This is a genomic window from Campylobacter sp. JH32 (assembly GCF_017846535.1).
GTDB lineage: Bacteria > Campylobacterota > Campylobacteria > Campylobacterales > Campylobacteraceae > Campylobacter_D > Campylobacter_D coli.
In genome coordinates this window covers 7,082-32,980 of the sequence record NZ_JAEQBS010000007.1, presented here as the reverse complement: position 1 = coordinate 32,980, position 25,899 = coordinate 7,082, and the positions used below count along the sequence as shown (strand labels likewise).

General features: G+C 31.2%; 22 protein-coding genes, 1 tRNA gene, 1 other RNA gene and 1 pseudogene. 14 read left to right on the top strand and 11 right to left on the bottom strand.

Features of this window, described 5'->3' with window-relative positions:
* Nucleotides 1–28: 28 nt before the first annotated feature.
* A complete protein-coding gene (locus KAR67_RS06205; protein WP_057030645.1) occupies nucleotides 29–1,072 on the bottom strand; it encodes an AI-2E family transporter in 1,044 nt (347 codons plus the stop codon).
* Between the two features lie 9 nt (nucleotides 1,073–1,081).
* Entirely contained in the window at nucleotides 1,082–2,092 is a 1,011-nt protein-coding gene (ruvB, locus tag KAR67_RS06200; protein WP_002777794.1) for a Holliday junction branch migration DNA helicase RuvB, read from the bottom strand.
* A gap of 90 nt (nucleotides 2,093–2,182) precedes the next feature.
* Here ruvB and KAR67_RS06195 point away from each other — a divergent pair, with 90 nt between their 5' ends.
* The 3 genes from KAR67_RS06195 to capC all read left to right on the top strand — a co-directional run bounded on the left by KAR67_RS06195 (nucleotide 2,183) and on the right by capC (nucleotide 5,414).
* Nucleotides 2,183–2,593, top strand: coding sequence for a hypothetical protein (locus KAR67_RS06195; protein WP_023362114.1), 411 nt, complete (start codon nucleotides 2,183–2,185; stop codon nucleotides 2,591–2,593).
* Nucleotides 2,594–2,953: a transfer-messenger RNA gene (gene ssrA, locus KAR67_RS06190) on the top strand.
* 205 nt (nucleotides 2,954–3,158) lie between these two features.
* Nucleotides 3,159–5,414, top strand: coding sequence for an autotransporter adhesin CapC (capC, locus tag KAR67_RS06185; RefSeq protein ID WP_060785291.1), 2,256 nt, complete (start codon nucleotides 3,159–3,161; stop codon nucleotides 5,412–5,414).
* Between the two features lie 141 nt (nucleotides 5,415–5,555).
* Here capC and KAR67_RS06180 read toward each other — a convergent pair whose 3' ends face one another.
* Entirely contained in the window at nucleotides 5,556–7,640 is a 2,085-nt protein-coding gene (locus KAR67_RS06180; protein ID WP_002780516.1) for an RNA degradosome polyphosphate kinase, read from the bottom strand.
* Nucleotides 7,641–7,822: 182 nt separating this feature from the next.
* Between KAR67_RS06180 and nrfH the strand changes: the two genes are divergently transcribed.
* Both nrfH and KAR67_RS06170 read left to right on the top strand, forming a co-directional pair.
* Complete coding sequence (gene nrfH, locus KAR67_RS06175) at nucleotides 7,823–8,314, top strand: cytochrome c nitrite reductase small subunit (RefSeq protein ID WP_002777782.1); 492 nt, start codon at nucleotides 7,823–7,825, stop codon at nucleotides 8,312–8,314.
* Between the two features lie 15 nt (nucleotides 8,315–8,329).
* Nucleotides 8,330–10,162 (top strand): ammonia-forming cytochrome c nitrite reductase subunit c552, encoded by a 1,833-nt coding sequence (locus tag KAR67_RS06170; RefSeq protein WP_002803643.1) that lies wholly within the window; start codon nucleotides 8,330–8,332, stop codon nucleotides 10,160–10,162.
* Between the two features lie 513 nt (nucleotides 10,163–10,675).
* On the opposite strand, the gene KAR67_RS06165 is transcribed toward KAR67_RS06170, so the two are convergent.
* The 8 genes from KAR67_RS06165 to KAR67_RS06130 form a co-directional block, all read right to left on the bottom strand.
* Nucleotides 10,676–10,766 (bottom strand) — tRNA-Ser (locus KAR67_RS06165).
* 67 nt (nucleotides 10,767–10,833) lie between these two features.
* Complete coding sequence (locus KAR67_RS06160; protein ID WP_002777778.1) at nucleotides 10,834–11,466, bottom strand: membrane protein; 633 nt, start codon at nucleotides 11,464–11,466, stop codon at nucleotides 10,834–10,836.
* Nucleotides 11,467–11,631: 165 nt separating this feature from the next.
* Entirely contained in the window at nucleotides 11,632–12,621 is a 990-nt protein-coding gene (locus tag KAR67_RS06155; protein WP_002777774.1) for a siderophore ABC transporter substrate-binding protein, read from the bottom strand.
* A 14-nt stretch (nucleotides 12,622–12,635) separates the two neighbouring features.
* Nucleotides 12,636–13,391: an ATP-binding cassette domain-containing protein gene (locus tag KAR67_RS06150; protein ID WP_002785724.1), complete on the bottom strand. Its 756-nt coding sequence runs from the start codon at nucleotides 13,389–13,391 to the stop codon at nucleotides 12,636–12,638.
* Nucleotides 13,388–14,326 (bottom strand): iron chelate uptake ABC transporter family permease subunit, encoded by a 939-nt coding sequence (locus tag KAR67_RS06145; RefSeq protein WP_002777770.1) that lies wholly within the window; start codon nucleotides 14,324–14,326, stop codon nucleotides 13,388–13,390. The genes KAR67_RS06150 and KAR67_RS06145 overlap by 4 nt, the downstream gene beginning before the upstream one ends.
* Nucleotides 14,319–15,287 carry an ABC transporter permease gene (locus KAR67_RS06140; RefSeq protein ID WP_002799191.1) on the bottom strand — a complete coding sequence of 323 codons (969 nt, stop codon included), beginning with the start codon at nucleotides 15,285–15,287 and terminating at the stop codon, nucleotides 14,319–14,321. Before KAR67_RS06140 ends, KAR67_RS06145 begins: the two co-directional genes overlap by 8 nt.
* Before the next feature lie 133 nt (nucleotides 15,288–15,420).
* Nucleotides 15,421–16,416 (bottom strand): phospholipase A, encoded by a 996-nt coding sequence (locus KAR67_RS06135; protein ID WP_057038162.1) that lies wholly within the window; start codon nucleotides 16,414–16,416, stop codon nucleotides 15,421–15,423.
* Nucleotides 16,413–16,988 carry a molybdenum cofactor guanylyltransferase gene (locus tag KAR67_RS06130; protein WP_002797427.1) on the bottom strand — a complete coding sequence of 192 codons (576 nt, stop codon included), beginning with the start codon at nucleotides 16,986–16,988 and terminating at the stop codon, nucleotides 16,413–16,415. The genes KAR67_RS06135 and KAR67_RS06130 overlap by 4 nt, the downstream gene beginning before the upstream one ends.
* Before the next feature lie 62 nt (nucleotides 16,989–17,050).
* Here KAR67_RS06130 and KAR67_RS06125 point away from each other — a divergent pair, with 62 nt between their 5' ends.
* The 9 genes and pseudogenes from KAR67_RS06125 to KAR67_RS06085 all read left to right on the top strand — a co-directional run.
* Complete coding sequence (locus tag KAR67_RS06125; RefSeq protein ID WP_057038163.1) at nucleotides 17,051–18,358, top strand: NFACT family protein; 1,308 nt, start codon at nucleotides 17,051–17,053, stop codon at nucleotides 18,356–18,358.
* Between the two features lie 2 nt (nucleotides 18,359–18,360).
* Nucleotides 18,361–18,699: a hypothetical protein gene (locus KAR67_RS06120; protein WP_002777761.1), complete on the top strand. Its 339-nt coding sequence runs from the start codon at nucleotides 18,361–18,363 to the stop codon at nucleotides 18,697–18,699.
* An 8-nt stretch (nucleotides 18,700–18,707) separates the two neighbouring features.
* Nucleotides 18,708–19,433, top strand: coding sequence for a phosphatidate cytidylyltransferase (locus KAR67_RS06115; protein ID WP_057038164.1), 726 nt, complete (start codon nucleotides 18,708–18,710; stop codon nucleotides 19,431–19,433).
* Nucleotides 19,430–20,506, top strand: coding sequence for a 1-deoxy-D-xylulose-5-phosphate reductoisomerase (dxr, locus tag KAR67_RS06110; protein WP_002777756.1), 1,077 nt, complete (start codon nucleotides 19,430–19,432; stop codon nucleotides 20,504–20,506). The genes KAR67_RS06115 and dxr overlap by 4 nt, the downstream gene beginning before the upstream one ends.
* Nucleotides 20,503–21,897, top strand: coding sequence for a M99 family carboxypeptidase catalytic domain-containing protein (locus KAR67_RS06105; protein WP_002838049.1), 1,395 nt, complete (start codon nucleotides 20,503–20,505; stop codon nucleotides 21,895–21,897). The genes dxr and KAR67_RS06105 overlap by 4 nt, the downstream gene beginning before the upstream one ends.
* Nucleotides 21,894–22,901, top strand: coding sequence for a tRNA (adenosine(37)-N6)-threonylcarbamoyltransferase complex transferase subunit TsaD (tsaD, locus tag KAR67_RS06100; RefSeq protein ID WP_002838047.1), 1,008 nt, complete (start codon nucleotides 21,894–21,896; stop codon nucleotides 22,899–22,901). The genes KAR67_RS06105 and tsaD overlap by 4 nt, the downstream gene beginning before the upstream one ends.
* A 3-nt stretch (nucleotides 22,902–22,904) precedes the next feature.
* Complete coding sequence (locus KAR67_RS06095) at nucleotides 22,905–23,420, top strand: prepilin-type N-terminal cleavage/methylation domain-containing protein (RefSeq protein WP_002780549.1); 516 nt, start codon at nucleotides 22,905–22,907, stop codon at nucleotides 23,418–23,420.
* Nucleotides 23,420–24,669 (top strand): annotated as a pseudogene (locus KAR67_RS06090) (DUF2920 family protein). Before KAR67_RS06095 ends, KAR67_RS06090 begins: the two are co-directional and overlap by 1 nt.
* A 10-nt stretch (nucleotides 24,670–24,679) precedes the next feature.
* Nucleotides 24,680–25,899 (top strand): motility associated factor glycosyltransferase family protein (locus KAR67_RS06085; RefSeq protein WP_192801068.1); only part of this gene is annotated, 1,220 nt, incomplete at its 3' end.

Here is a 25,899-nt window from a genome sequence, read left to right as displayed (position 1 = left end):
CTCTTACGCGAGAGAAACATTTTTTATTTTAAATTAAATTCTTATCTTTTAAAATCATATAAAGTCTTATTGTTGAAATAAAAAAAGTTAAAATTGCAGGTCCTAAAATAATACCCCAAAAACCAAAAGTTGAAATTCCAGCTATCATGGCTAAGAAAATCAAAAGTTCATTGATTTTAGTGGGTGTTTTTACGAGTTTTTCATTAATCCATTTAATGATTAAAGGCTTAACTAGGGTATCAGCGATAAAAGAGATAACAACAACAGAATAAATAAAAATAACAAGTGCAGAACCAAGACCGCTTGAAGCAAATTCATAAAGACTTATAGGGATATACACCAAAGCTCCACCCAAAGCTGGTATGAGAGAGCTTACAGCAAAAATTACACCCATTAAGATGGCATCATATCCATAAAACATAGCAATGATGCTAAAAAGTGCTCCTTGAAGTATGGCGATAATGATCATAGAATAAAGCACCACGGCCATAACATTACCCACTTCGCTTAAAATATCATCAAGTTCTTGTTTGTCGATAGGAATGACAGATTTTATATAGATTACTAATTCTGTTCCATATAGATTAGCAAAAAAATAAAATATACAGATTAACACCATATCTATAAGAAATTTAGCTCCTGATTTTGTAAAACTTGAAGCATAATTTAAAATTTGTTTAGAAATGCTATTTAAGTCTATAGAAGCTAGAAATTCTTTGATTTTAGGTTCTAAAAAGCTAAGGCTTTCGGGTAGGGTAAATTGATAATTTTTAACATAATTGAGCGTTTGTGTGACAAGATTGATATCAAAATTCTTTAAAGCCTTAGCTAGCTCGATCATCGCATAGACAAAGGGAGCGAAGAAAAGTAAAACCATACATGCAGTTGTTAGCATAGAGGCTAAAAATTTACGCCCATTTGTTAGGCTTAAAAATTTAGCATTTGCATTTGAGGTAGCAACTGCCATTAAACTTGCAATGATAATAACAAGTAAAAAACCCTTAAAAAGATAAAGTAAAAGGGATAAAACCACTAAAATAAAACAGATAAGAAAAATTTTTCCAGTTTGCATTTTTTTCCTTCAATTTTCATCAAATAAAGTTTGTTCGTAATTAAGCTTAAGTACACTAAAACTTTTTGTACTTGCTATACGACCTTTGGCAGTGCGTTCTATGTAGCCATTTGCAAGCAAATAAGGTTCGATTACATCTTCAATAGTATTTTCATCTTCACTCAAAGCTGCCGCTATACTAGAAAGTCCTATAGGCTTTCTTTTAGCCTCTGTTAAAAGCTCTAGATATCTTAAATCCATCGCATCAAAACCAAGCTCATTGACACCTAAAGAATTTAATGCTTCTTTAGCCCTTTCTTTGGTGATCGTTTCTTCGTCATTTACATCTGCAAAATCTCTCACTCTTTTTAAAAGTCTAAGTGCGATTCTAGGAGTAGAGCGACTTCTTTTGGCAATCTCAAGTGCAGCTTCATTTTCACAGCTTTTATTGAGCTTTAGTGCAGCTTTTTGAAGTATGATAGCAAGCTCTTCATCTTTATAAAATTCAAGTCTAAATTGCATTCCAAAACGATCTCTTAAAGGATTGCTAAGCATTCCTGCACGGGTTGTAGCGCCAATAAGTGTAAATTTAGGCAAATCGATTTTTATAGTTTGTGCTGCAGGGCCACTACCGATGATGATATCTAGCCTATAATCTTCCATTGCAGGGTAAAGTACTTCTTCAATAGCAGGGCTTAAGCGATGAATTTCATCGATAAAAAGCACATCTCCTTCGCTTAAATTGGTTAAAATTGCAGCCAAATCCCCGCTTTTTTCTATCATAGGAGCCGCAGTTGTTTTGATATTTGCACCCATCTCATAAGAAATAATATTAGCCAATGTAGTTTTGCCAAGTCCTGCAGGCCCACTAAAAAGTATATGGTCTAAGCATTCATTTCTTTTTTTTGCAGCGCTAATAAAAACATTTAAATTTTTTTTAATGTTTTCTTGTCCTATGTAGCCATCGAAATTTGAAGGACGCAGAGAAGTTTCATAAGTTTCGTCAAAAGAATATTTTTCTATTTCTACTATTCTGTCCATATTTTCATTCTTATACTTTGGAAAATTAAAATAAGATTTTAGCTAAAATTTGCTACAATTTGCATTAAACTTTAGCAATGCGGTTTAAAAATGGGAATTTTAACAAAATTAGAATTAGATTATGAAATCGACGACATAGAAAAATTTTTACAATTTTTTAGAACCATGTGCGATAGATTTGAACCTTTAATCATCCAGCTAGGAAGTGATAGTGTGCGTTATAAAGAAGCCATAAAAGAACTTGAAACTTTAGCACACAATACCGCTTGGGCAGCAAGACGCTTAAATCTTGAAGAAGTGACTGATTTTTGTGTATTTTGTGAAGAGATGATGGCGCAAGCCAATCGTTTTGATGGGCCTGCTAGTGATGAATTTACGGATTGGATGCTTTTGATGAGTGATCAATTTGAAAAATATTGTCGTTCATATGAAAATGATGATTCTGTTTTAGCCGTTTTTAATCCTTTAATTGTTAATGTTCCAAATATTATTTCTAAATAAGGGAGCGACTTGGCTTCGACAGGAGTAAGTCTGCTTAGATGGCATGTCGCTTTGGACAAAGCGTAAAAAGTCCAAATTAAAATTAAACGCAAACAACGTTAAATTCGCTCCTGCTTACGCTAAAGCTGCGTAAGTTCAGTTGAGCCTGAAATTTAAGTCATACTATCTAGCTTAATTTTCGGTCATTTTTGATAGTGTAGCCTTGCGTTTGACAAGCGTTGAGGTGAAATAAGGTCTTAGCCTTGCTTTTGAGTTTTGGAAGATGAGCGAAGTAGGGTGAAGTAGTCATCTTTGCTAAGCATGTAGAGGTCTTTGTGGGATTATTTTTGGACAGGGGTTCGATTCCCCTCGCTTCCACCATCACGCTAATTTTAAGTAAATCATAAGTTTATTTCAAATTTTTAGAATTTTTTATATGAAGTTAAGAATGATTTATTACCCTTAAAATTTTGATATATTGGGTTTTATAATTTTTCATTAAAAATTTATAGTTTTATTTTTAAGCTTATTTTTAGGGGGGGGGTATAATTTTTCCTTCAGTTTAAATTTATTGAAGGAGAAACTTATGAAGAAAAATGCTTCGAGCAAGATATTGCTAAGCTTAGGTGTAGCAACTTTGCTTTATTCAGGTGCTTTTGCAGCAGAGATTACTTTTAACAGTGATAGTGATTTAAATACACACTTTGACATTAATGAAAAAGACAATGTTGCTACTTTTAAAAATGAAAATTACAAAAATCAAGATCTAACTTTTAAAATTAATACTTTAGCCTTTGATGATGCCCATGAAGATGCTAAAATCAACATTGATTTAGGTAATAATTCTTTAACTTTAGAAAATACTAGAAATAGTGGTGGCGAAACTGCTGCTTTAGTAAGAAATTTCAATGTAGATGCGAAAGATTTTAAAACTACTGATATAGGACTTAGTTATTTTAATGCAGGAATTATTAATGCTAATTTTACAATGGTAGGCTCAGGTGAAGATTTTGATCTTGATAATATAGATAAAAATAAAGCCTCATCTTTGTTAATTTTTAATGGTAGTAGAGAAAATACTAACGATACTGTAAATGGTAGCTTAACTGTAAATGGGGATTTTAGCGCAACAAATAGTGCTATTGTTTCAATGAAAAGCGATACTTTTAAAGTCAATGGAACAGCAACGATTGAAAAATCAGGTCTTGGATTTTTATCTCAATCTTATTCGAATTTAGATGTAAATGATTTTATTGCTTTAAGAGCAAAAGACATAAAAACAGATAAGCTTAATGATGAAACTAACGCAGGAGCTTTGATTTTAAAAAGTGCAAGTTCTTATATAGATGAAAGCTTGCTTAATGACGATGATTATGTTGCTTCTCTTGATGTTACAGCTGAAGATAATAAGTATGGCGGTGTCTTTGTGGATTATAAACTTAGCCTTAAAAACTGCGGTGGTGATAAATGCTTAGTGATCAATGGAGGTGCTACTGCAGCGGCTAAAAAATTAACTAATCAAATCGCAGTAGATCTTGAAGCTATCACTAGAATCATAGATGGTTTAGATAATGAGCAAGCCAAAGAAGCCCTACAAGAACAAAAAACTGAACTTGAAAAACTTCAACAAGAAGCTATGCAAAACGGCGGTAAAATCGATGATGAAAAATACATTGATTTAGTAAATAAAAATTCAAATTTAAATCTTAGTGCTAATGATAAAGCTTCTATCCTAGCTCTTCGTTCTATTACAGAACAATTAGGAAGTATAGGAGCAGATTTAGCAAGTAGAGAAGGTGTAAAACTAGCTTTAGATATCAAAAAAGACACAGACAATACAGGTAAATCTGTATCTAATCTAAATTCAGCTTCTAGTGCAGTGAATACCACTATGAATATTTCTAATGATGTTTCTATAGGTTCTCGTGTAGCAATGCTAAACAATCCTTTTGGAACTTATGCTTCTAAAATGAATGGTCTTAAATTTGCTGCCTTAGATAGTGATATGAGACCAAGCTATGTAAATGAATATACTAATAGTGTTTGGGCTAATGCTTTTGGTGGTGCTAATATTATCGATGGAGATAGTGGTGCAATGTATGGTGCTACCGTGGGAGTAGATAAACAAGCTAATGATGATGTTTTATGGGGTGCTTATTTTACTTATGCAAACGCTAAAATCAAAGACAATAATTTAGAACAAAAAAGTGATAACTTCCAATTAGGTATGTATTCTACTATCAATGTAGCTCCACAATGGGAACTTAATCTTAAAGCTTATGCTCAAGTTTCTCCAACTAAACAAGACAATGTTCAAATAGATGGTGCATATAACTCAGATTATACAAGCAAATTCTTAGGACTTAGTGCTAATGCAGGTCGTGTGTTTGACTTTAGTGATAATACTTTATTTATCAAACCTTTTGCGGGAGTAAATTATTATTTTAGTTATACTCCATCTCATACAGAAAATGGTGCTATTGCTAAAGATATTGATTCTATGAAAAACAATTCTGTAAGTGTTGAAGTGGGTGCTGAATTTAGAAAATATATGAATGAAAACTCTTATATTTTTGTAACTCCAAAAATAGAACAATTTGTTATCAATAGTGGTGATGATTACACAGCTAACCTAGCTGTAAATAATGCTTTCTTTACTAGTGTAGAAGCTAACAACAAGAAAAAAACATACGGACAAATTATCGTAGGGGGTAATGTAGATTTTACAAATCAACTCAGTATGAATCTTGGCTTTGGTGCTAAACAAATACTAGCAGGTAAAGTAGATAATAAAAATGAAACTTACTTAAGTGGTCAAGTAGGACTTAAGTATAAATTTTAATCTTAAAAATCATTTCTAAATCTTTTTATAGTTTAGAAATGATTGTTTATTTCTATGGGAAATCTCCTAGGGCTTTATTTTAAAGTCCTTTTTTATAATAAACAAGTAAATAAGTCTTTAGAGTAAAAACCTTAAAAACTTTTAGTTTTCTTTGAAAAGTTTAGAAGCTAAGTGCGTTGCACGACTTTGATCTGTATCTTTTTTAAGTGTTTTATAAATTTTACTGACATATTCTTCTAAAATTTGTTGTGAGTCAATCACTTTTTCATTGCTAGCAACTTTTGCATATTCTCCATCATTTTGAAGTTCATAAGCAAGTAAATTATCGCTGAGTTGCAAGCGCAAGAATTGTGCTAATTTTGCCTTACTTCTTTCATCATATATAGGAGTCATAAGCTCTAAACGACGCTCTAAATTTCTTGGCATCCAGTCCGCACTTGATATAAAATAATTTGGCTCACTGTGTTTAAAATAAAACACCCTAGCATGTTCTAAATATTTTCCTATAATACTTCTAACGCGTATGTTTTTGCTGAATTCTTCATTAGGTTTTAAACAGCAAATTCCACGCACGATAAGATCGATTTGAGTTCCTTTTATACTTGCTTCATAAAGAGCTTTTATGATATCGCTATCTACAAGAGAATTCATCTTTGCAATGATAACTCCTTCGCTTCCTTTGCTTGCCTCTAAAGCTATCATTTCTAGAATTTTTTCTTTGATTTGATTTGGACTCATAGAGAGAGTTTGAAGGCGACGATTTTTGCTAAAACCTGAAAGTATATGAAAAAAGCTTGTTGTATCTCTTGCAAATTCAACTTTGCTTGTAAAATAACTCACATCAGTGTAGATTTTAGCACTGCTTGCATTGTAGTTTCCCGTGCTTAAATGCATATAAAATTTAAGCTTATCGCCTTTTTTGCGTATAACTTGAGAAACTTTGGCATGAACTTTAAAGCCAGTGATTCCATAAATCACATGAGCTCCAGCATTTTCTAAAGCTTTTGCCCAGTGAAGGTTGTTTTCTTCATCAAAGCGAGCTTTAAGCTCTACCATAACTGTAACTTGTATCCCATCGCTTGCTGCATCGATTAAGGCTTGGACTATGTTAGAGTTTTTTTCTACTCTATAAAGAGTCATTCTTATAGAAATAACCTCAGGATCTTTGCTTGCTTCTTTGATGAACTTATAAACAGGATCAAAGCTTTCAAAAGGTTGAATGATGAGTATATCTTCTTTATCTATCGCATCAAAAATGGATAAATTTTCATCAAAAGGCGGTAAGGTTTTAGGTGTATAAAGGGGACTTAAAAGATGAGTAAAGGTTTTATTGCCAGCAATTTGCCAAAGGCTAGGAAGATTTAACAAGATAGAATACTCATAAACATCCTTGTGGAAAATTTTCATATGAGTATTAAGAAATTCTACGATTTGTTCATCTGCACCCTTTTGAATTTGTAGTCTTACAAAAGCACCTTTTCTACGAAGTTTTAAGCCTTGCTCTAATATCATCATAAAATCATCAGCTTCTTCCTCTTCTATCACCATATCTGCATTTCTAGTTACCCTAAAAGCAGCTGAAGCAAGGAGTTTGTAACCTGGAAAAATTTCTTCTGTATGTTTTTCTACTATACTTTCAATTGGAACATAAACATTGGCACTCACTTCATAAAAACGAGGTAAAACTCTTGGAATTCGAATCATTCCAAATTTGATAAGCTCAGGATGGGTTTTATCACAAATTTTAACCGCCAAAGAAAATGAAAGATTATTTAGGTGCGGAAAAGGGTGAGTCGCATCCACAGCGATTGGAACAATAACAGGAAAAATAGTAGAGAAAAAATATTCGTCACATTTTTGTTTGAGGTTGTTGTCTAAATTTTCATAATTTTTGATAAAAAGATTTTCTTTTTCAAGATCGCTTATAATTTCATTAAAATAATGCTCTAAAAGATCTTTTTCTTTGTGAAGATATTTGCGTATAGCTTTTAATTGCTGCAAAGGAGACATCTCATCACTACTGCTTATATTAACTCCAGCTGAAAAAAGTTGTTTTAATCCGGCAACGCGTATCATATAAAATTCATCCAAATTGGTACAATATATAGCTACAAATTTAAGGCGTTCTAATAAAGGCAACGGACGCGAACATTGATCTAATACCCGTGAGTTAAAGCGTAGCCAAGAAAGTTCTCTATTTAAAAACATATTCGGATTTGTTTGCATTAAAACTCCTTTTTTTGCGTTATTTTAACATTTATTTTTGAAAATAATGAGTTTTTTAGAGAAATAAAATTCAAAATTTTTATTCCGGTTAATTAAGAGTAAATATATCTTTAAATTTATCTTAAAAAGCTATATGTTAGAATAACAATTTCATTTATTCTGAAAGTTTAAGGAGGAAAATTTTGAAAAAATCTTTGAATCTTTTTGGTATTTTTCTTGTTTTGCTTTTTGTGTTCTTTGCGGTAGGATTTTATACCTTTTATAATGCAAAAGGTACATCTTACTTAAGTAATGCAAGTGAATCTTGTAACAATTGCCATATTATGAACGAGGTTTATAATGAATATATGGCAGGGCCACATGCACAAAAGGTAAAAGGAGAAGCTAGGGCAACCTGTGTTGATTGTCATTTACCCCATGGTTTCTTGGCTAAGTGGATAGCTAAAGCTGAAAGCGGTTTAAATCATGCTTATGCTTTTACTTTTAAACTTGATGAGCTTCCTACAAATTTGAGTGCAACTGAAAAAAGCAGGAATATGATACAAGATAATTGTGTTCGTTGTCATGCTGATTTTGCTCAAACAGCCATCAATGCTACAACAAATCCACATGCGGACAAATCTTTAAAATGTGCTTCTTGTCATCAAGATGTGGGTCACAAACATGGAATTTAATTAAGGAGGAATTGAATGAAAAAAAATTTTTTACGCTTAGCTATCGTTGTTTTAGTTTTGCTTATAGTGGGAGTTTTATGGCTCAATAATGATATAAATCAAAAAAAAGAAGACGAGGCAAACAAAAATGCCATTGCTGCAAATGCGGATTTTTCTTTACTTAGCGATGATAATCCAAATTTTGAAAGATGGGGAAAGGTTTTTCCAGAGCAACTTAAAATGTATTTAACAGTTGAAGAAGAAGAGCCTAAGGCTACAGAATTTGGTGGTAACTTATCTTATTCAAAACTTATTCGTTTTCCTCAACTAACAATACTTTGGGCTGGATATCCTTTTAGTCTTGATTTTAATGAAGAAAGAGGACATTTTTGGGTTCAAGTAGATCAAATGAAAACCGCAAGAAATAATAAAGATTTTCTTAATGCTCACGGACTTAAAGCATTTAAGGGTCAGCCAGCAGCGTGTATGAACTGCCATAGTGGATGGACTCCATGGCTTATCAATAATATTGCAAAGGGAGATTTTGTCGCATTTAACTCTACAAATTATTGGACTATGATTAAAAATGTTCCCGCTGTTGATGGTATAGTAGAAAATTCTCCAGAGCATGCAGGACCGCATGGTGGTAAGAGAATGGGTGTGACTTGTGCAGATTGTCATAATCCAAACGATATGAGCTTAAGACTTACTCGTCCTGCTGCAATTAACGCTTTAGTTGCTAGAGGTTATGAAAAAGATCCAGTACAAGGCGTAAAAGCCACAAGAGAAGAGATGAGAACTTTGGTTTGTTCACAATGCCATGTTGAGTATTATTTTAAACCAACAGGAGAAAAAGTAAAAGTAATGGGCGAAACCATTGCTGATGATAGTTCTAAAAAATGGTGGGATGGCACTCAAAAAAATTATGATGAATATGAATTTTGGAGAGATGGCAATCAACCAAAAGAAATCGAAGCTAATGGTATCATGTTAACATTCCCATGGAATGAGTGGAAAAAAGATCAGCCTTTTAGAATCGAAATGTTAGATGATTATTATGATAAAGTTCGCAATGTATTTGGTGCGGATTTCACTCATAAATTAACAGGTGCGCAAATCATTAAAATTCAACACCCTGAAAGTGAGCTTTATAGTGGTGGTGTGCATGCTGCTAATGGAGTAAGTTGTGCGGATTGTCATATGCCTTATGTTAGAGAAGGTGCTAAGAAAATTTCTCAACACAATATCACTTCTCCATTAAGAGATATTAATTCTGCTTGTAAAACTTGCCATAAACAAAGCGAGGATTATTTAAGAGCTCAAGTTCGTGATATACAAAATAGTGTAGCGCATGATCAAAGAACAGCTGAATATGCTATTGTTAGCCTAATCATGGATACTAAAAAATTGCGTGATGAGTTAGGCAATATGGAAAAATTCCAAACTGATGGTAAAGCTGATGCAAGCAAGATTAGTGAAGAACTTAAAGAAGTTTTAGAGCTTCACCGCAAATCTCAAATGAGAGCTGATTTTGTTAATGCTGAAAATTCAACAGGTTTCCACAATCCTCGTGAGGCTTCAAGAATGCTTTTACAAGCTGTAGATATGGCTAAAACAGGACAAATTAAACTTATAGAAATTGCTAATGCTAATGGCATTAATGATTTTAAAACTTCAAATTTAGGTTTTGAAGATATGCAAAAATTTAATCCTGGAGAGCTTTATTATAAAGTAGATGTTAATGGACATAAAGCAGGAGAGCGTTATTATGGTGATGAAGTAGAAGTAAATGGTAATCCTCCAAAAGAACTTTTAGAACACGATAAAAACCTTGCTCCGTATAATTATCAAGTAATTGATAAAAAATAATTCTTAAAAGCCCTATATTTTAGGGCTTTTTTTATATCTTTCGAAATAAAATCTTATAATTTTTATCTGTTTAATGTTTTTATATTTTCTATGCTTTTAAGCAGTAAATTTTTATAGATAAAAGTCTATGATTAATTTTGAGTTGTTTAGTACACACGATAAGATGGATTTATAAAAAATATAGCACTTGCTTAAGAAAAACGACAAAAATAATTTTTATAGTTTTTTAAAATTAGAATTTAAATCAATGCTTCTTTGCTTTAAATAGATCGTTTTTAAATGAAAAATAACCAATTTTATTATTGGATTATACGAAAAAAGCTCATTTATTTTAGATGGATAAAGTATAGAAATTTTTATTTTTAAAGCTTGCGTTATTTGGTTGAAAAATAAGGATAAAATTGAATTTTATTTTATTGATTAAGAAAAAGCTTTGTAAAGTTTATTTTTGAAATGCAAATAATATATAAAAGGTAATTAAAATGATAGTTGATAGTTTTTTTTGAAAGTCAGTGGCGGACAGAGAGGGATTTGAACCCTCGAGACCCGATTAAGATCTGCACCCTTAGCAGGGGTGTGGTTTCAGCCGCTCACCCATCTGTCCAATAAATTAAAGTGTGATTATATAAAAAATTAGATAATACCTAGCTTAAAAAAGCTAGATAAAAAAATTAAAGACTAAGATAAGCTAAAAGTATAGTGATAACAACCCCAGCTCCAAGTGTTGCAAGCTGTTTTTGTCTATCTTTTTTGCTAGCAAATAAAGTAATGATAAGTCCTGAGATATAGAGTAAAAATAAAGCAATACCAAAGCCTATGCTAAGCACAGAAAAATACCACGCCCCTTTATCTTTATGAAGCATGATCATATCGCCTAACAAAGATCTAGTTTTAAGAGTTATTACATACTCATTTTGAGCAACAGGAGTTATATTGGCGCTATAATGTGCTCCACCTATAGTTATTTCATTGTTTTTACCTTTGCCAGCTTTGACATTAGCAGGAGCTGCATTGGCATTATGGTGTATTCCGCCCATATTCGCCCCCTTGCCTTTGCCTTGAGTAGCTTCAGCGTCAGATGGAACTTTTAAATTGTTTTCTTGTAAGTATTGGATGAGTGCATCTTTTTCTTTACCAGGTTCTATATTTTTTACAAGTTTATAAGTTTCTACCTTTAAACCCGTATCTTGATCGGCTCCAAGGATATAAGCAATCCCTGTAAGTGCAAAAAGTACAGCACAGGGTAAGAAAAATAAACTCACATAAATGTGAATTTGTCTAAATAATTTGTTTTTGTTAATCATTTTCTCTCCTTTTTGATTATCAATTTGTATGGTATTTTGACAAAAGAATGTGAAGCGAAAGTGAATTTTTTATAGTGGATATAAACTTAAATTTGTTTAAGATTTGTACTTGATAGTTGGATTTGGATAAGAGAATGTAAGAGAACAACTTCTCTTACATAGGGTTTATTTAATAGCGTTTGTTACTTCTAAAATCATGGTTTTTAATGATTCTAAGCCATTGCCACTTGCTAGATACCAGTATTCAGGATCAAGATAAATGATTTTATTATTTGTAGCAGCGTTGGTTTTAGTTACAAGTGCATTATCAAGTATGCCTTGTGCGCGTTCTTTATTGCCCACAATGATATTTCTATCAACTACAAATAGATAATCAGGATTTTTTTCTAGTATAAATTCAGAATTAATGCTTTTTCCATGTGTGCCTACTTTTACATTTTCATCCACAGCATTGATTCCTAAAACATCATGAATGATTCCAAAGCGAGATTGAGGTCCAAAAGCGGAAATTTTGTTAGAATTGGTTAGAACAATAAGAGCTTTTTTATCTTCATCTACTATGCTTTTTGCTTGTTCTATCTCATTTTTAATATCTGCAATTTTTTCAGAAGCTTCTTTTTCTAAGCCATAAAGTTTTGCAACACTTAAAACATTGTTTTCAAAAGAGCTTAAGAAATTTGCATTATCAAGTCCTACAAACATAGTTGGAGCAATTTCTTTTAATTTTTCATAAAATTTGCTTTGGCGTCCGGAAATGATAATAAGATCAGGTTTTAAAGCATTAATAGCTTCAAAATCAACTTGTTGAACTCCACCTATACTAGGCTTGTCTTTAAATTGCTGTAAGTATTTTGGCAAGTTTTTAGCTGGAACTCCTGCAACTTTATCGTTAAGTCTTAGGGCATGGAAAGTATCTAAAATTCCAAGATCTAAAATCACAACTTTAGAAGGATTTTTTGGAATTTTGTTTTCACCTAGGCTATCTTTTACTAAAAAGCTATCACCCTCATCACTCATACTAATAGGTATAACCTTTACCGTAGTGCTAGTTTTTATTGCAGTACTTGCGTTGTTTTCATTGGATTTAGAATCGCAAGCTGTTAAAATTAGACTTAAAAAGAATGCAAAAAATGCAAAAACTAAAGATTTTTTCATATATTCTCCTTTATTTAGAAATAAATACAAATTTTTTTCCCATCAATCTGACTTACAGGGATATCCATATCATAAATTTGTCTTAAAACATCTTCTTGGATGATTTCATCTTTTAAACCCTGTTTTAAGAGTTTTCCATTTTTTAGGGCTATGATTTCATCAGAATAAATCGAAGCAAAATTGATATCATGAAGTACAACGGCTATGCTTTTATTAAAGTCTTTTACTAAATTTTTCATAAGTTGCATGATTTGTACGCTATGTTTCATATCAAGATTATTAAGAGGTTCATCAAACATGATAAATTCAGTATCTTGAGCGATAATCATTGCTATAAAAGCTCTTTGTTTTTGTCCCCCACTTAAGCTGTCTAAAAATTCATTTCTTAGAGTGTTAAGTCCCATATACTCAAGTGCTTCATCGATTTTCATTTTATCGTTTAAATTAATTCTTCCTTGAGAGTGTGGAAAGCGTCCAAATGCGACCAATTCTTCAACTTTTAATCTTAAATTAATATGATTTTGCTGTTTAAGAATGGAAATTTTTTGCGCAAGATCTTGTTCTTTGTATAGTGTTAAATTCATGCCATCGATATAGATTCGCCCACTATCGGGTTTGATTAAACGACTTGCAAGAGCTAAAAGAGTAGATTTTCCTGCTCCATTTGCCCCTATAATGGAAGTAATTTTTCCTTTATGAAAATCGATACTAAGATCTGAAATGATAGCCTTTTGATCGTAGCATTTGGTGATATTTTGTAATCTTATCATAGTTTATTGCCTTTTAATACAAGATAGATAAAATATATTCCACCTAAAAAATTGATAATAACGCTTATGGTTGTATTGTAATCAAAAATTCTAGAGACAAAAAATACTCCCCCAAGTAAAGCTAAAATGCTAATGAGTATGCAAGCAAGTAGTAAAATGCTATGCTTTGCAGTTTTAAAAAGTTCGTAAGTGATATTTACTACTAAAAGTCCTAGGAAGGTGATAGGACCCACAAGTGCTGTGCTAATAGAAGTTAAAATAGCAATTATTATCATAAGATGTTTTGAAATTTTTTGATAGTTTATCCCTAAATTTATGGATAAATCCTTGCCCAAACTTAAAGGGTCTAAAAATTTCATATAGCGAAAAATCCAAATAAAACTAAGCAAAGTTACGATATAAGCAAGGGCTAAAACATCAAAAGCTACATTATCAAAACTTGCAAACATTCTTCCTTGAATAATCATAAATTCATCAGGATCGATAAGAATTTCAAAAAAAGAGCTTAGTGTGCTAAAAAGTGTTCCAAAAATCAAACCTAAAAGCATGATAAGATAAATACTTTTATCACTGCTAAAAAGAATTTTATAAAGTCCTAAAGAAAATACAACCATACAAGCTAGAGTGATTAAAAAATTAATATCATTTCTATATACACTCAAATTTGCAGAACCTAAAGAAAAGACAAGGGCGCTTTGAAGAAGCATATATAAAGAATCCAAGCCTATGATGGCAGGGGTTAAAATTTTGTTATTGCAAAGAGTTTGAAAAATCACAGTTGATATAGCTATACAAATAGCCACTATAACAATAGCTGCGATTTGCAAAAAGCGATTTTTTAATGCGTATTCATCAAAATCTTTTAAACCTGCAAATACAAAAACAAGTGCCATTATAAGGGTTAAAAAAGCTAAGATTAAGATTTTTTTACGCATAAGTTTTCCTTTTGAGTAAAAGAAAAATAAAAATTAAAGAGCCCAAAACACCTGTGGTTATACTCAAAGGCATTTCAAAAGGAAAAATCACAAGTCTTGAGATAATATCGCAAATAAGTAAAAACAAAGCCCCGCATAATGCTATATAGATAAGATTTTTCTTAAGATTATCCCCGCGATAAATGGCAACAAGATTAGGGATGATAAGACCTAAAAAAGGTATAACTCCAATGCTTACAATCACTACGCTAGTGATAATAGAAACTATTATTAAGCCTAAAAATAAGATTGTATTATAAGAAACTCCAAGATTTAAAGCAAGATCTTCTCCCATACCTGCTATAGTGATTTTATGGGCTAGAAAATAAGCAAGTATAAAAAGCGGTAAAGAAATATAAAGCAATTCATAATTTCCCTGCATAACATTTGCCATACTGCCCTGTAGCCAGCCTTGGATATTTTGTATATAATTTAAAGCATAAGCAAAAAAAGTGGTTATAGCATTTATAATCCCACCAAACATTAATCCTATCAAAGGCACAAAAATCACATCTTTAAGTTTAATTTTTCTTAGAATTTGGATAAATATAAAAGAACCCAAAAGTGCAAATACAGAAGCAATGATAGTTTGAGTAAAAAAAGAAGCTCCTGTAAAAAATATTAAAGAAATCAAAATGCCAAATTTAGCACAATCCATAGTCCCTGCAGTGGTTGGAGAAACAAATTTATTTTGCGTGAGTTGTTGCATGATGAGTCCGCATATACTAAGACTCATACCTGTAAGTAAAATTGCAATAAGCCTTGGAATTCTTGTAAGTAAAATGATTTCGAGCTGGGTAGTGCTGAGTGAAAAAATATCGTCTAAATTGATACGAATAACCCCTATAAATAAGCTTATTATTCCAAAAACAACAAGTAAAATTAAAAGAATATTTAAACTAAACAAGTGTTTAAAAAGCAATTTTTTCCTTATAGTAATAATAATTATCAAAAATAAAATCGTATTTTAAAATAAAATAATTTAAAAAACTATAAAAATTTAATAAAATCTCAATTGATTGTTTTAATTTAATCTACAAAAAAGAAAATTAAATTTAATATGAAATCAAAAATCCCGTAGAAAGTCTTTGTAAGCGTTTGTTGTAATCTATAAGGCTTTCTCCGTAGCCATTGAAGTATTGTAAATACCAATAAATTCCATTATCAAAAATATCATATCCTATATCCACTTGCACAGCGCCTTTATTGTCATGAAAATCAAGATTATTTCTTAGCATGAGATTTATAAAATAATCATTTCCTAAAGACCCTATATTGATATCAAAATTTCCCATATAATGTGTGATTTCAGGATTATCATCATCTTCGCTGTTTTCAGGAATTCTATACCAAATTCTAGGAACAAATAAAAAACGCTGATATAAAAACACGCTTGAAGCATAAATTCTATTCCAAGAGCGTGATTCTAAATTCTCATCTCCTTTGCCATTGCTTTCATGCAAAATTCCTACTCTTAGATTATTAAGAAATTTATAATTTTCAAAATGCAAAGGAATATCTACAAAAAATTCAGGTTGATAATTTGTTTCTCTAAAGGGTGAGGAATGTTTATAGTTTTGCCACCAAGATGTTTGAGTGTAGCCTACATAATATTTTTCACCTAATCCTAACAAATCTTCAAATAATCTTTTTTTAATACTGAGTTGAAATTTCATTTCAGTTTTTCTATTTTCCCCGCCTAATGAGCCAAAACTATAAGCAAAAGGTAAGAAATAATTCATCTTATATGAGCTGATTCCAAGGGGATTAAAACTTGAATTTTCTCCTAAATAATTTGCCAAAGCAATGCGCGAAAAATCCTCTTTTGTGCTAGGTGTTTTTTGGGTATTTTGTGTTTCGTGCTTTATGCTTGAAAGTAAAGAAGCATTATTTTCTTTTAAATCTTGTTTAGGAGAATTTTGCAAGGCTAGTTTTTTATAAATTTGCATAGCTTTTTCATATTGTCCTTTTTTCTCAAATTCTAAAGCTTGTTCAAAATCATCGCAAAATACCAAACTATAAAAAAATATCAAAAAAAGAATTTTTTTCACTCGTACTCGCTTTTAAATTGCTCATATTCTTGATAAAAATTAAGATTTAAAAAAGGACTTTCATCCTCAAAATCTACAAAGTGGGTCTTTGCTTTAGAAAATAATAAAGCGATTTTTTGTTCATTTTTTTCTAGCAATTTTTTACAAAAGTGAGCTACAGAGCTGTGATAAAATCCGCATAAAGGATGTTTATGTGAAGGAGTTTTGGCAATGATGATTTGATAGTCTTGCTTTAAAGAAGGCAAGAACTTTAAAAGTTCTTTATCACTTAGATTAGGACTATCCACGCTTAAAATAAAAACAAATTCATCTTTAAAATTTGAAAGTATAGAATAAAGTGCAAGCATGGGGGAATAAATCTCAAATTCAGGGCAATCTTTTATGAGTTTAAATTTTGCTCCAAATTTGTCCTCTTTAGCACTCACATAAACATTTTTAAATATTTTTGAAAATTTTTCTACTTGAAATTGGGTTAAGGTTTGATTTTTAAAAATCAATTTGCTTTTATCCTCTCCCATACGACTTGATTTACCACCGCATAAAATCACGCAATTTAAATTTTCAAGTTTCAAAAATTTCCTTTTTTATTTCAATTCTATCATAAATTCATCAAAAATATCTTATAATCTCTTTTATGAAATACACAGAACTTATGCAATTACAAAATTTGTTTTCCCAGTTTAAAAAAATCGATTTTATCAAGCGTGTTAATGATAATATTTTAGAGCTAAGCTTTAATAGAGAAAGATTTATTTTTGATTTAACTCGTGGAATGAGTGCTATTTATACTGCAAAATTAATGAGTAAAAACTATAACGCTCCTTTTGATTTTATGCTAAAAAAATACTTTAATAATGCTTTTATCAAAGAGGTGAAATTGCTTCAAGATAATCGCATTTTGTGTTTTAGTGTTAAGGTAGATAAAGCTTATAAGAGCTATGAAAGCAAGATTTATTTTGAATTTACAGGTAAAAATACCAATGTAATTATTACAGATGAAAAAGATTTGATTATAGAGGCTTTAAGGCATATTGATAAAAGTTACCGCGTTGTTAAGCCTAATGTTGTTTTAGAGGCTTTAAAGCCTTATAAAATGGATGAAAAATTTGAAGAAATAAAAAATTTTAAAGATTATTTTACTCAAAAATTTGAAATTTTACATGCAAATAAAATCAAGCAAATTCAAACACTCAAACTCGCTCAAATCGATAAAAAAATAGAAAATTTAAAAGAGCTTTATCTTGCTTTAGACAAAGAAGAAGTTTTATTAGATCAAGCTTTAAATTTAAGAAAGCAAGCGGATATTTTATTTGCTAATTTAAGCATTTTAAAAGAATACGAAAGAGAATTTGAACTTGATGATTTTGAAGGAAAAAAAGTAAAATTTAAACTCGATTTAAGTCCAAAAGAAAACGCTAATTTATTTTATAAAAATGCTAAAAAATTAGAACAAAAAGCTAGAAATTTAAATTTACAAAGAGAAAATTTAAAAGAAAAATTAGACTTTGCTTATGGCTTAAAAGAAATGTTAAGCAAGGCTAAAAATGAATTTGAGCTTGAAATTTTATTGCCTAAAAAAAGCACCAAGAAAAATCAAGAAAACAAGCAAGATAATGGCATAGCTAATTTTTATTTTAATGAGTTTAAAATTTGCGTAGGCAAAAATGAAAAAGGCAATGAAAATTTGCTAAAGAGCGCAAAAAAAGATGATTTGTGGCTGCATGTAAGAGATATTCCAAGTTCTCATGTTTTAATTATTTCAAACAAGCAAAAAATCAGCGAAGAAGTGATAGAATTTAGCGCAAGGCTTTGCGTGAATTTTTCAGGATTAAAGAAAGGTTCATATTGGGTCGATTATACTTTAAAGAATTTTGTTAAGGTTCAGCAAAAGGCGTTTGTAAAATATACAAATTTTAAAAGTATTAATATCACAAAGGATTAAAAATGCCAGTTAGCCCAATAGGAAATATGAATTTTGTTAATCAAAATATGGCCTATCCAGCTACACAAGCAAGCAATGAGCTTGCAAAAGAAGGTTTTGCAGCTACGCTAAATATGGCTGAATTTAATGAAAAAGAAAAAACTTTAAACAAGCTTGAGAAAGTCAATGAGACTCATGAAATCAAAGAAGAGATCAAAGAAAAAGCCGAACAAGAAGAAAAAAAGAAAAAACACAATCAAGAAGCTAAAACCAGCGATGATGAGAAAAATGAAGAAGATGAGTCTAAAGATCCAAATTTTAAAGACGCACAAAGCATTCATCGCTTAGATATTAGTATATAAGGAAAAATATGTTTAATACAACTAGAATTATTTCAGCTCTTGTGATGATAGGGGCTATTATTATTATCGCGTTGATTGATCAATTTTTTATCAATTTTATCGTTTTTGCGGTTTTATTGTATCTATCTTTTAGTGAAGCAAAAAAACTTTTTGGTTTAGAAAATATCTCTATTATCCCTTTGGCTATAGCTTTTATTTTGGGAAGTTTATCGCATAAAGCTTTGCTTTTTGGGATTTTAGCTTTGTTATTAGTCGTTGGATATTTGGTTTATAAAAAGGCTTCCTTAAAACCAGCTCTTATTTATATTTATCCTAGTTTGCCTGTATTAGCGCTTTGGCAGGTGTATTTAGATCAGGGTATGTTTGCACTTTTTTGGCTTATCATTATCGTTGCAGCTTGTGATAGTGGGGCGTATTTTATCGGAAAACTTATGGGTAAAACTCCTTTTTCTCCAACAAGTCCTAACAAAACCCTAGAAGGTGTGATAGGTGGTCTTGTTTGTGCGAGTATTTTGGGCACTTTGATAGGAATTTTTGTTTATAGTTTTTGGCTTTCTTTGCTTTGCTCATTTTTTGTAGCATTTTTTGCAGTCATTGGTGATTTGCTTGAGAGTTATTTTAAAAGAGAAGCGGGTGTAAAGGATAGTGGAGATCTTATACCAGGGCATGGTGGAATTTTAGATAGAATTGATGCGGTGATTATCGCTACTTTTGTGATGGTTGCTCTTTTATGATAGTTTTTGGAAGTACAGGAAGTATAGGGCTTAATGCCCTAAAACTTGCCACTTTAAAAAATATCAAGATTTCTGCTCTTGCTTGCGGGGAAAATATAAGTCTTTTAAATGAGCAAATAGAACAATTTAAACCCCAATTTGTAGCGATTAAAAACTCTAAAGATAAGCATTTAGTAAAACACGATAAAGTTTTTGTAGGACAAGAGGGTTTAGAAGAAATTTTAAGCTTGTGTGAAGATGATTTGTTGCTCAATGCCATTGTGGGTTTTGCAGGATTAAAAAGCACTTTAAAAGCAAAGGAACTTGGCAAAAAAATCGCCTTGGCAAACAAAGAAAGCTTGGTCGTTGCTGGAAAATTTCTAAAAGGTGCGAAATTTTTACCCGTAGATAGCGAGCATTCGGCTTTGAAATTTTTACTTGAGGGTAAAAAAGACATAGCAAAGCTTTATGTTACCGCAAGTGGCGGAGCTTTTTATAAACACAAAATTAAAGATTTAAGTCATGTGAGTGTCAAAGATGCTCTAAAGCATCCAAATTGGAATATGGGTTCAAAGATCACGATAGATAGTGCAACAATGGCAAATAAACTTTTTGAAATCATCGAAGCTTATCATTTGTATAATTTTAAAAATATCGATGCTCTCATCGAACCAAAATCTTTAGTCCATGCCATGTGTGAGTTTAAAAATGGTGCAAGTACGGCGTATTTTTCAAGGGCTGATATGAAACTATCTATATCAGAGGCTATTTTTTCTAAGCATGATAGTAAAATTTTAGAGCCGGTTGATTTTGTTAAACTTTCTGGTTTAAAATTTTATAAAATCAGCACGAAAAAATATCCTATTTTTAAACTCAAAGACGAGCTTTTAAACAATCCTGATTTAGGCGTGATTATCAATGCTGCTAACGAAATTGGAGTGCAAAATTTTTTAGATCATAAAATACAATTTTTAGATATCGCTCATGTTGTTTTTAAAGCATTGGATCATTTTGGTGTGCCTAAAATTTCAAGTATTGATGAGGTTTTTGAGTATGATTATAAAACAAGAGAGTATTTAAGGGGAATGAAATGAAATTTTTTATATCGATTATTTTTTTTATAAGCGGACTTTTTGCTCTAGATTTAGAATTTAGCGTGGGAGAGAATGGAAAAAGCTTAGATGATAACAATACGGTTTTGATTTTTGGAGGAATTCAAGGCGATGAGCCTGGTGGATTTCATGCGGCAAGCTTACTTTTGAGTGATTATAATATCACTAAGGGTAAAATCATAGTTGCTCCTAATTTAGCTTTTGATAGCATTATTAAACGCTCACGCGGGAAAAATGGAGATTTAAATCGCAAATTTGCAAGCATAAGTCCAAAAGATCCTGATTATCAAACAGTTAAACGCATTAAAGAGCTTATTTTACTTCCTGAAGTTAGCATGGTGATCAATCTTCACGATGGTTGGGGTTTTTACAAACCTACTTATATAGATGCTATGCAAAATCCTAAGCGTTGGGGAAACTCAAGTGTGATTGATACAAATGAAATCAATGCTAGTAAATATCCTGATCTTGAAAGCATAGCCACTCAAACTGTAAATAGTGTCAATGCTTCCTTGGTTGATCCAAAACATGCTTATCATCTTAAAAATACTAAAACTCAAGAGCTTGGTGATGCTGAAATGCTAAAAGCTTTAACATATTTTGTTATATCCAATCGCAAAGCCGCTTTTGCCAACGAGGCGAGTAAAAATTTGCCTGTAAATTTAAGGGCTTATTATCATCTTTTGGCTATTGAAAACTATCTCAAAACAGCAGGAATTGAATTTACTAGAACTTTTGAACTTACCCCACAAGGTGTTGATAAAGCCATCAATCAAGAGCTCGAAGTCAAGCTTTTTGATGATAAAATTTTACTTTCTTTAAAAAATCCAAGACAAGTTATCAATTATGTGCCTTTTCCTGTTAATAAGGAGTTAAATTATAATACCAGCAATGAACTTACCGCGGTCATAGCTGAAAATAATTCTTTTTATATCCAATACGGCAACCGATTTCAAACAAGGCTCTATCCTGAATATCTTGAATTTAGCAACCCTTTTAATGAAGTAACTTTTCAAGTTGATGGCAATGAAACCACAGTTCCTTTTGGAACCAAGGTAAAAGTAAAAGAGAATTTTCTTATTCCAAAGATAGCTAATGTGCGCGTAAATATCATAGGTTTTGATCACTCAAAAGATGAAAGTGGTATTTTAGTTCATAAAAAAAATATACAAACACAATATTCTTTAGACATGGCAGGAAAAATTTATCGCGTAGAATTTTATGAGTTAAGAGGGGCTAATTTGCAGCAATTCTTAGAAAATAGTGTCGAAAGCAAGCTTATCAAAAATGCTAAAATGCTTGATCTTGCTACGCTAAGAACTGCAAGAGCTAAAGATAAATTTATCGGTTCTATTTTAGTGGAATTTGAATGAAAAATCTTATTTTAGCTATAGAAAGTTCTTGTGATGATAGCTCTATAGCAGTGATTGATAAAGATACTTTAGAGTGTAAATTTCATAAAAAAATCTCTCAAGAAATGGAGCACAATGTTTATGGCGGAGTGGTACCTGAGCTTGCAGCAAGACTTCATAGCGAGGCTTTGCCAAAGATACTTGAGCAATGCAAGGGGTATTTTGATAAGTTATGTGCCATAGCTGTGACAAATGAACCTGGACTTAGTGTTTCTTTGCTTAGTGGCATAAGCATGGCAAAGACTTTAGCACTTAGCCTAAATTTGCCCTTAATGGCTATCAATCATCTTAAAGGTCATATTTATAGTCTTTTTTTAGAGGAGCCTATTTGCCTTGATATGGGAATTTTGCTCGTAAGTGGTGGGCATACTAAGGTTCTTTATCTTAAGGAAGATGGAAAAATAGAAATTTTAGCAAGGACCAATGATGATAGCTTTGGCGAAAGCTTTGATAAGGTAGCTAAGATGATGAATTTGGGCTATCCTGGTGGAGTGCTTATAGAAAATTTAGCCCAAAAAGCTAAATCAAAAAATATCCATTTTAACATCCCTTTAAAACACTCTAAAGAGCTTGCTTATAGTTTTTCAGGGCTTAAAAATGCGGTGCGTTTAGAAATTTTAAAGCATGAAAATTTAGATGAAGATATAAAAGCAGAAATTGCTTATGGATTTGAAAATGCAGCATGTGAGCATATCATGGATAAATTAGAAAAGATTTTTAATCTTTATAAATTTAAAACCTTTGGTGTTGTGGGAGGAGCAAGTGCGAATTTAAATTTGCGTTCTCGTTTGCAAAATTTATGTGAAAAATATCAAAGTAAATTAAAACTAGCCCCTTTAAAATACTGCTCTGATAATGCTTTGATGATAGCAAGAGCCGCAGTTGATACTTATAAAAGAAAAGAATTTGTGGAGCTTGAAGAGGAGATTTTAAGCCCAAAAAATAAAAATTTTTTAAGGATGTAAAAAGTGAAAAGAGCTTTTACTATATTAGAACTTGTTTTTGTTATCGTGATTTTAGGAATTTTAGCAGCGATTGCTTTGCCAAAATTCAGTTCTAGTAGAGATGAAGCTGAAGTGAGTAAATCCTTAAACAATCTTAAAACTTTAATTAATGATATAAGCATTTATACTTTAAAAAATGATCATTTAAGCTCTATAAAAACGATGAGTAATGTAAGCGGGGTTGAAAATGTTGATCTTAGTAATTTTAACGGTATAAAAGAAGTAAATTTTCGCGTAGGCGATGAGAAAGAATGCTTAAAACTTGTTTTTATAAATAAAGCTGATTTTATACTCATGGGAATTTCAAGCAATGAAGCAAGTAAAAATGCTATCATTAACGCAGCCAATCAAAGCCATGAAGATTTAGAAAATATAGACTTTACAAGCTCTTCTAGTAATAAAGCTTGTGTGATTTTAAGTAAGAATGAAAATTTTAAAAACCTAGCGAGTAAAACTTATCTTTTAATAGGGGGAATGTAATGATAGTGAGTAAAACTTATGAGATTGACTCTTGTGATGATGTAGAACTTGATATAAAAAGAGAATCAAAGCTTGAATTTAAGCTTTGGTATGATGATGAAAAAGAAATAAAAGCTTTAGTGTTTATCATCCCTGGGCTTGGTGGAGATATGGATGAAAATTACCGTGAACACTTAGCTGAATTTGTAGCAGGCGAATTTAATGTGGCTGTAGTAAGTGTGAATTATCATTGTATAGGTAATCGCCCGCAAACTGGATCAAGCTTTTTTATGGATGATATAGACAAACTTATTTTAAAAACAAGTTGTGAAGCTTTAAATATACAAGTTAATTTAGATAAGTTAAATTCTTTAGAAGAATTAAGCTCAACACTCAAAGAAGTTGATCACATCTTAGAAGAACAAAAAAACCAAAAATTAATTAATCCAAATTTTAAATTAAGCATTCATCTAAGTTTGCAACCAACAAAAAACGAATATCAAAATTTTGGAGTAATGCAGGCGCAAGATTTGTTAAATGCAGCTCTTTATCTTAAGGCTCATGCACCTTTTGATACTATGGGGGGGGTATGCCCGTTATCATGATAGGTAGTTCTCATGGAGGATATTTGGCTCATTTAGCAGCTAAATTTGCACCTTGGCTTATAAATGGAGTGATAGATAATTCTAGTTATGCTAAGTTTCTTTGGCGTCTTATAGGTTTTGGCAAGGAAATTGATTTTACAAAATACTATTGTTTTGGAACGGGTATCTTTTTTAAACATATCCATATTTATTGTTCAGATAAAACTTTTTGGACGAGCAATTCGAGCTCAAATAACTTTTTTTCCATACCAAGGAGAATGATAAGATATATATTAGAGCTAAATCATATAGAAAATCAAGCAAATTATCCAAAACCTTATTATGTAAGCTACCATTCTTTTTATGATAAGGAAATAGCTCCACCTGATGAGAAATTAGAACTTTATAAATATTTAAAACAATTTGATTTTGATGCCGAGCTTCATATGATAAAAAATCCAGATCAAATTGATGGTAAATTTATCAAAAGTTTAGATCATGGTATGGGGATGTCTATAAAAACTTTGATTTCCAAAGAACTTCCTTGTATGCTTGAAAAAGTTTTATCTGAATCTGATTCTAAAAAAGAATGGAAAAACAAAAGCATAAGCTACCCTTGTGATGGCTTGGTGTATCGTTTTAGTGAAAAAAACAATAAAATCAATTTAGATATCACAGAGACTTAAGGAAATCCGCATGACCATACTAGAAAAAAACATACAAGCTTTATTAAGTGGGGTAAATGAACCCTTAGGAAATAAACTTTTAAATTTCATACAAAATAAAACTTGCTCTCGTTTTAATATAGATGAAAATTTAAATATCTATGATAAAACCCATAATGTTTTCATGTATGAAAACTTAGAAGAAGAAATAAATTTTTTCTATCAAAGTATTTTAGAAAAAACTCCTAGATATCCTTTTATATGTATTTATGGTATAGGCAATGCTTTACTGATTAAAAATTTAGCTAAACACTATAAACATCTTTTTGTATTTGAAAGTGAAATAGAACTTTTTATCCTAGCTTTAAGCACGATAGATTTGAGTAAAGAGCTTTGTAGTGGAAAAATTTATCTTGTGGATATCGAAGAAGAAAGAGTGGATATTCAACTGCTTATACTTTTTGATATGAAAGATATATCTGAGTACTTAAGTTTATATGAAATGTTTGTAAATAATGTTTATTATAAAAAGTTTTATGAAGATATTTGGCATAAAGCAAATGAGCTTTGTGAAAAAAATATCAAAATTGTTATAAGGAATTTAGGTTCTAATTCTGATCTTTCTTTTGAGTGTTATTCTCATCTTTTACAAAACATCCCTTCTATGCTTGAAAGCATTCCTTTTCAAAGAATCTTAAGTGAAAGAAAAAACAAATTTGACAATGCTATAGTAGTTTCTGCAGGACCTAGTTTAGCTAAACAACTTCCTTTACTTAAAGCTTATCAAGATAAAGCAGTGATCTTTTGTGCTGATGGGGCTTTGAGTATGCTTGAGAAAGAAGGCATAGTGCCTGATTATGTTACGAATTTAGATTTTACTGATCTAGCAATGAAATTTTTTCAAAATAAAGAAAATAAAACTTCTTTAAATGCGCTTTCATGTGCTACGCATCCTAATTTGGTTCATTTTTTAGATAATAAAAGTGTGATTTTAAGAGAGGATCCCTTATACCAACGCTTCAATCTTAATGACTTTGGTTATATTGGTACAGGTACTCATGTAAGTCATTTTTCTTATACTTTAGCTTTAGCTTTAGGATTTAAAAATATCATCATGATAGGGCAAGATTTAGCCTTTGATGAAGAAGGAAATTCACACTCAAAAGGTTTTGATTTTGGAGAGAAATTTAGCGGTGAAGAAAATATAGATAAACTTAAAGTCCCTGCCTATGGAGGCAAAGGAGAAGTTTT

What these genes read in the sequence shown, in the direction of transcription:
- KAR67_RS06155 (WP_002777774.1), bottom strand. Translation starts at nt 12,621, where the DNA reads ATGAAAAAATCTTTAGTTTTTGCATTTTTTGCATTCTTTTTAAGTCTA.
- KAR67_RS06180 (WP_002780516.1), bottom strand. Translation starts at nt 7,640, where the DNA reads ATGCAAACAAATCCGAATATGTTTTTAAATAGAGAACTTTCTTGGCTA.
- KAR67_RS06150 (WP_002785724.1), bottom strand. Translation starts at nt 13,391, where the DNA reads ATGATAAGATTACAAAATATCACCAAATGCTACGATCAAAAGGCTATC.
- KAR67_RS06125 (WP_057038163.1), top strand. Translation starts at nt 17,051, where the DNA reads ATGAAATACACAGAACTTATGCAATTACAAAATTTGTTTTCCCAGTTT.
- KAR67_RS06170 (WP_002803643.1), top strand. Translation starts at nt 8,330, where the DNA reads ATGAAAAAAAATTTTTTACGCTTAGCTATCGTTGTTTTAGTTTTGCTT.
- KAR67_RS06195 (WP_023362114.1), top strand. Translation starts at nt 2,183, where the DNA reads ATGGGAATTTTAACAAAATTAGAATTAGATTATGAAATCGACGACATA.
- KAR67_RS06115 (WP_057038164.1), top strand. Translation starts at nt 18,708, where the DNA reads ATGTTTAATACAACTAGAATTATTTCAGCTCTTGTGATGATAGGGGCT.
- tsaD (WP_002838047.1), top strand. Translation starts at nt 21,894, where the DNA reads ATGAAAAATCTTATTTTAGCTATAGAAAGTTCTTGTGATGATAGCTCT.
- KAR67_RS06160 (WP_002777778.1), bottom strand. Translation starts at nt 11,466, where the DNA reads ATGATTAACAAAAACAAATTATTTAGACAAATTCACATTTATGTGAGT.
- capC (WP_060785291.1), top strand. Translation starts at nt 3,159, where the DNA reads ATGAAGAAAAATGCTTCGAGCAAGATATTGCTAAGCTTAGGTGTAGCA.
- KAR67_RS06105 (WP_002838049.1), top strand. Translation starts at nt 20,503, where the DNA reads ATGAAATTTTTTATATCGATTATTTTTTTTATAAGCGGACTTTTTGCT.
- dxr (WP_002777756.1), top strand. Translation starts at nt 19,430, where the DNA reads ATGATAGTTTTTGGAAGTACAGGAAGTATAGGGCTTAATGCCCTAAAA.
- KAR67_RS06145 (WP_002777770.1), bottom strand. Translation starts at nt 14,326, where the DNA reads ATGCGTAAAAAAATCTTAATCTTAGCTTTTTTAACCCTTATAATGGCA.
- ruvB (WP_002777794.1), bottom strand. Translation starts at nt 2,092, where the DNA reads ATGGACAGAATAGTAGAAATAGAAAAATATTCTTTTGACGAAACTTAT.
- KAR67_RS06120 (WP_002777761.1), top strand. Translation starts at nt 18,361, where the DNA reads ATGCCAGTTAGCCCAATAGGAAATATGAATTTTGTTAATCAAAATATG.
- KAR67_RS06205 (WP_057030645.1), bottom strand. Translation starts at nt 1,072, where the DNA reads ATGCAAACTGGAAAAATTTTTCTTATCTGTTTTATTTTAGTGGTTTTA.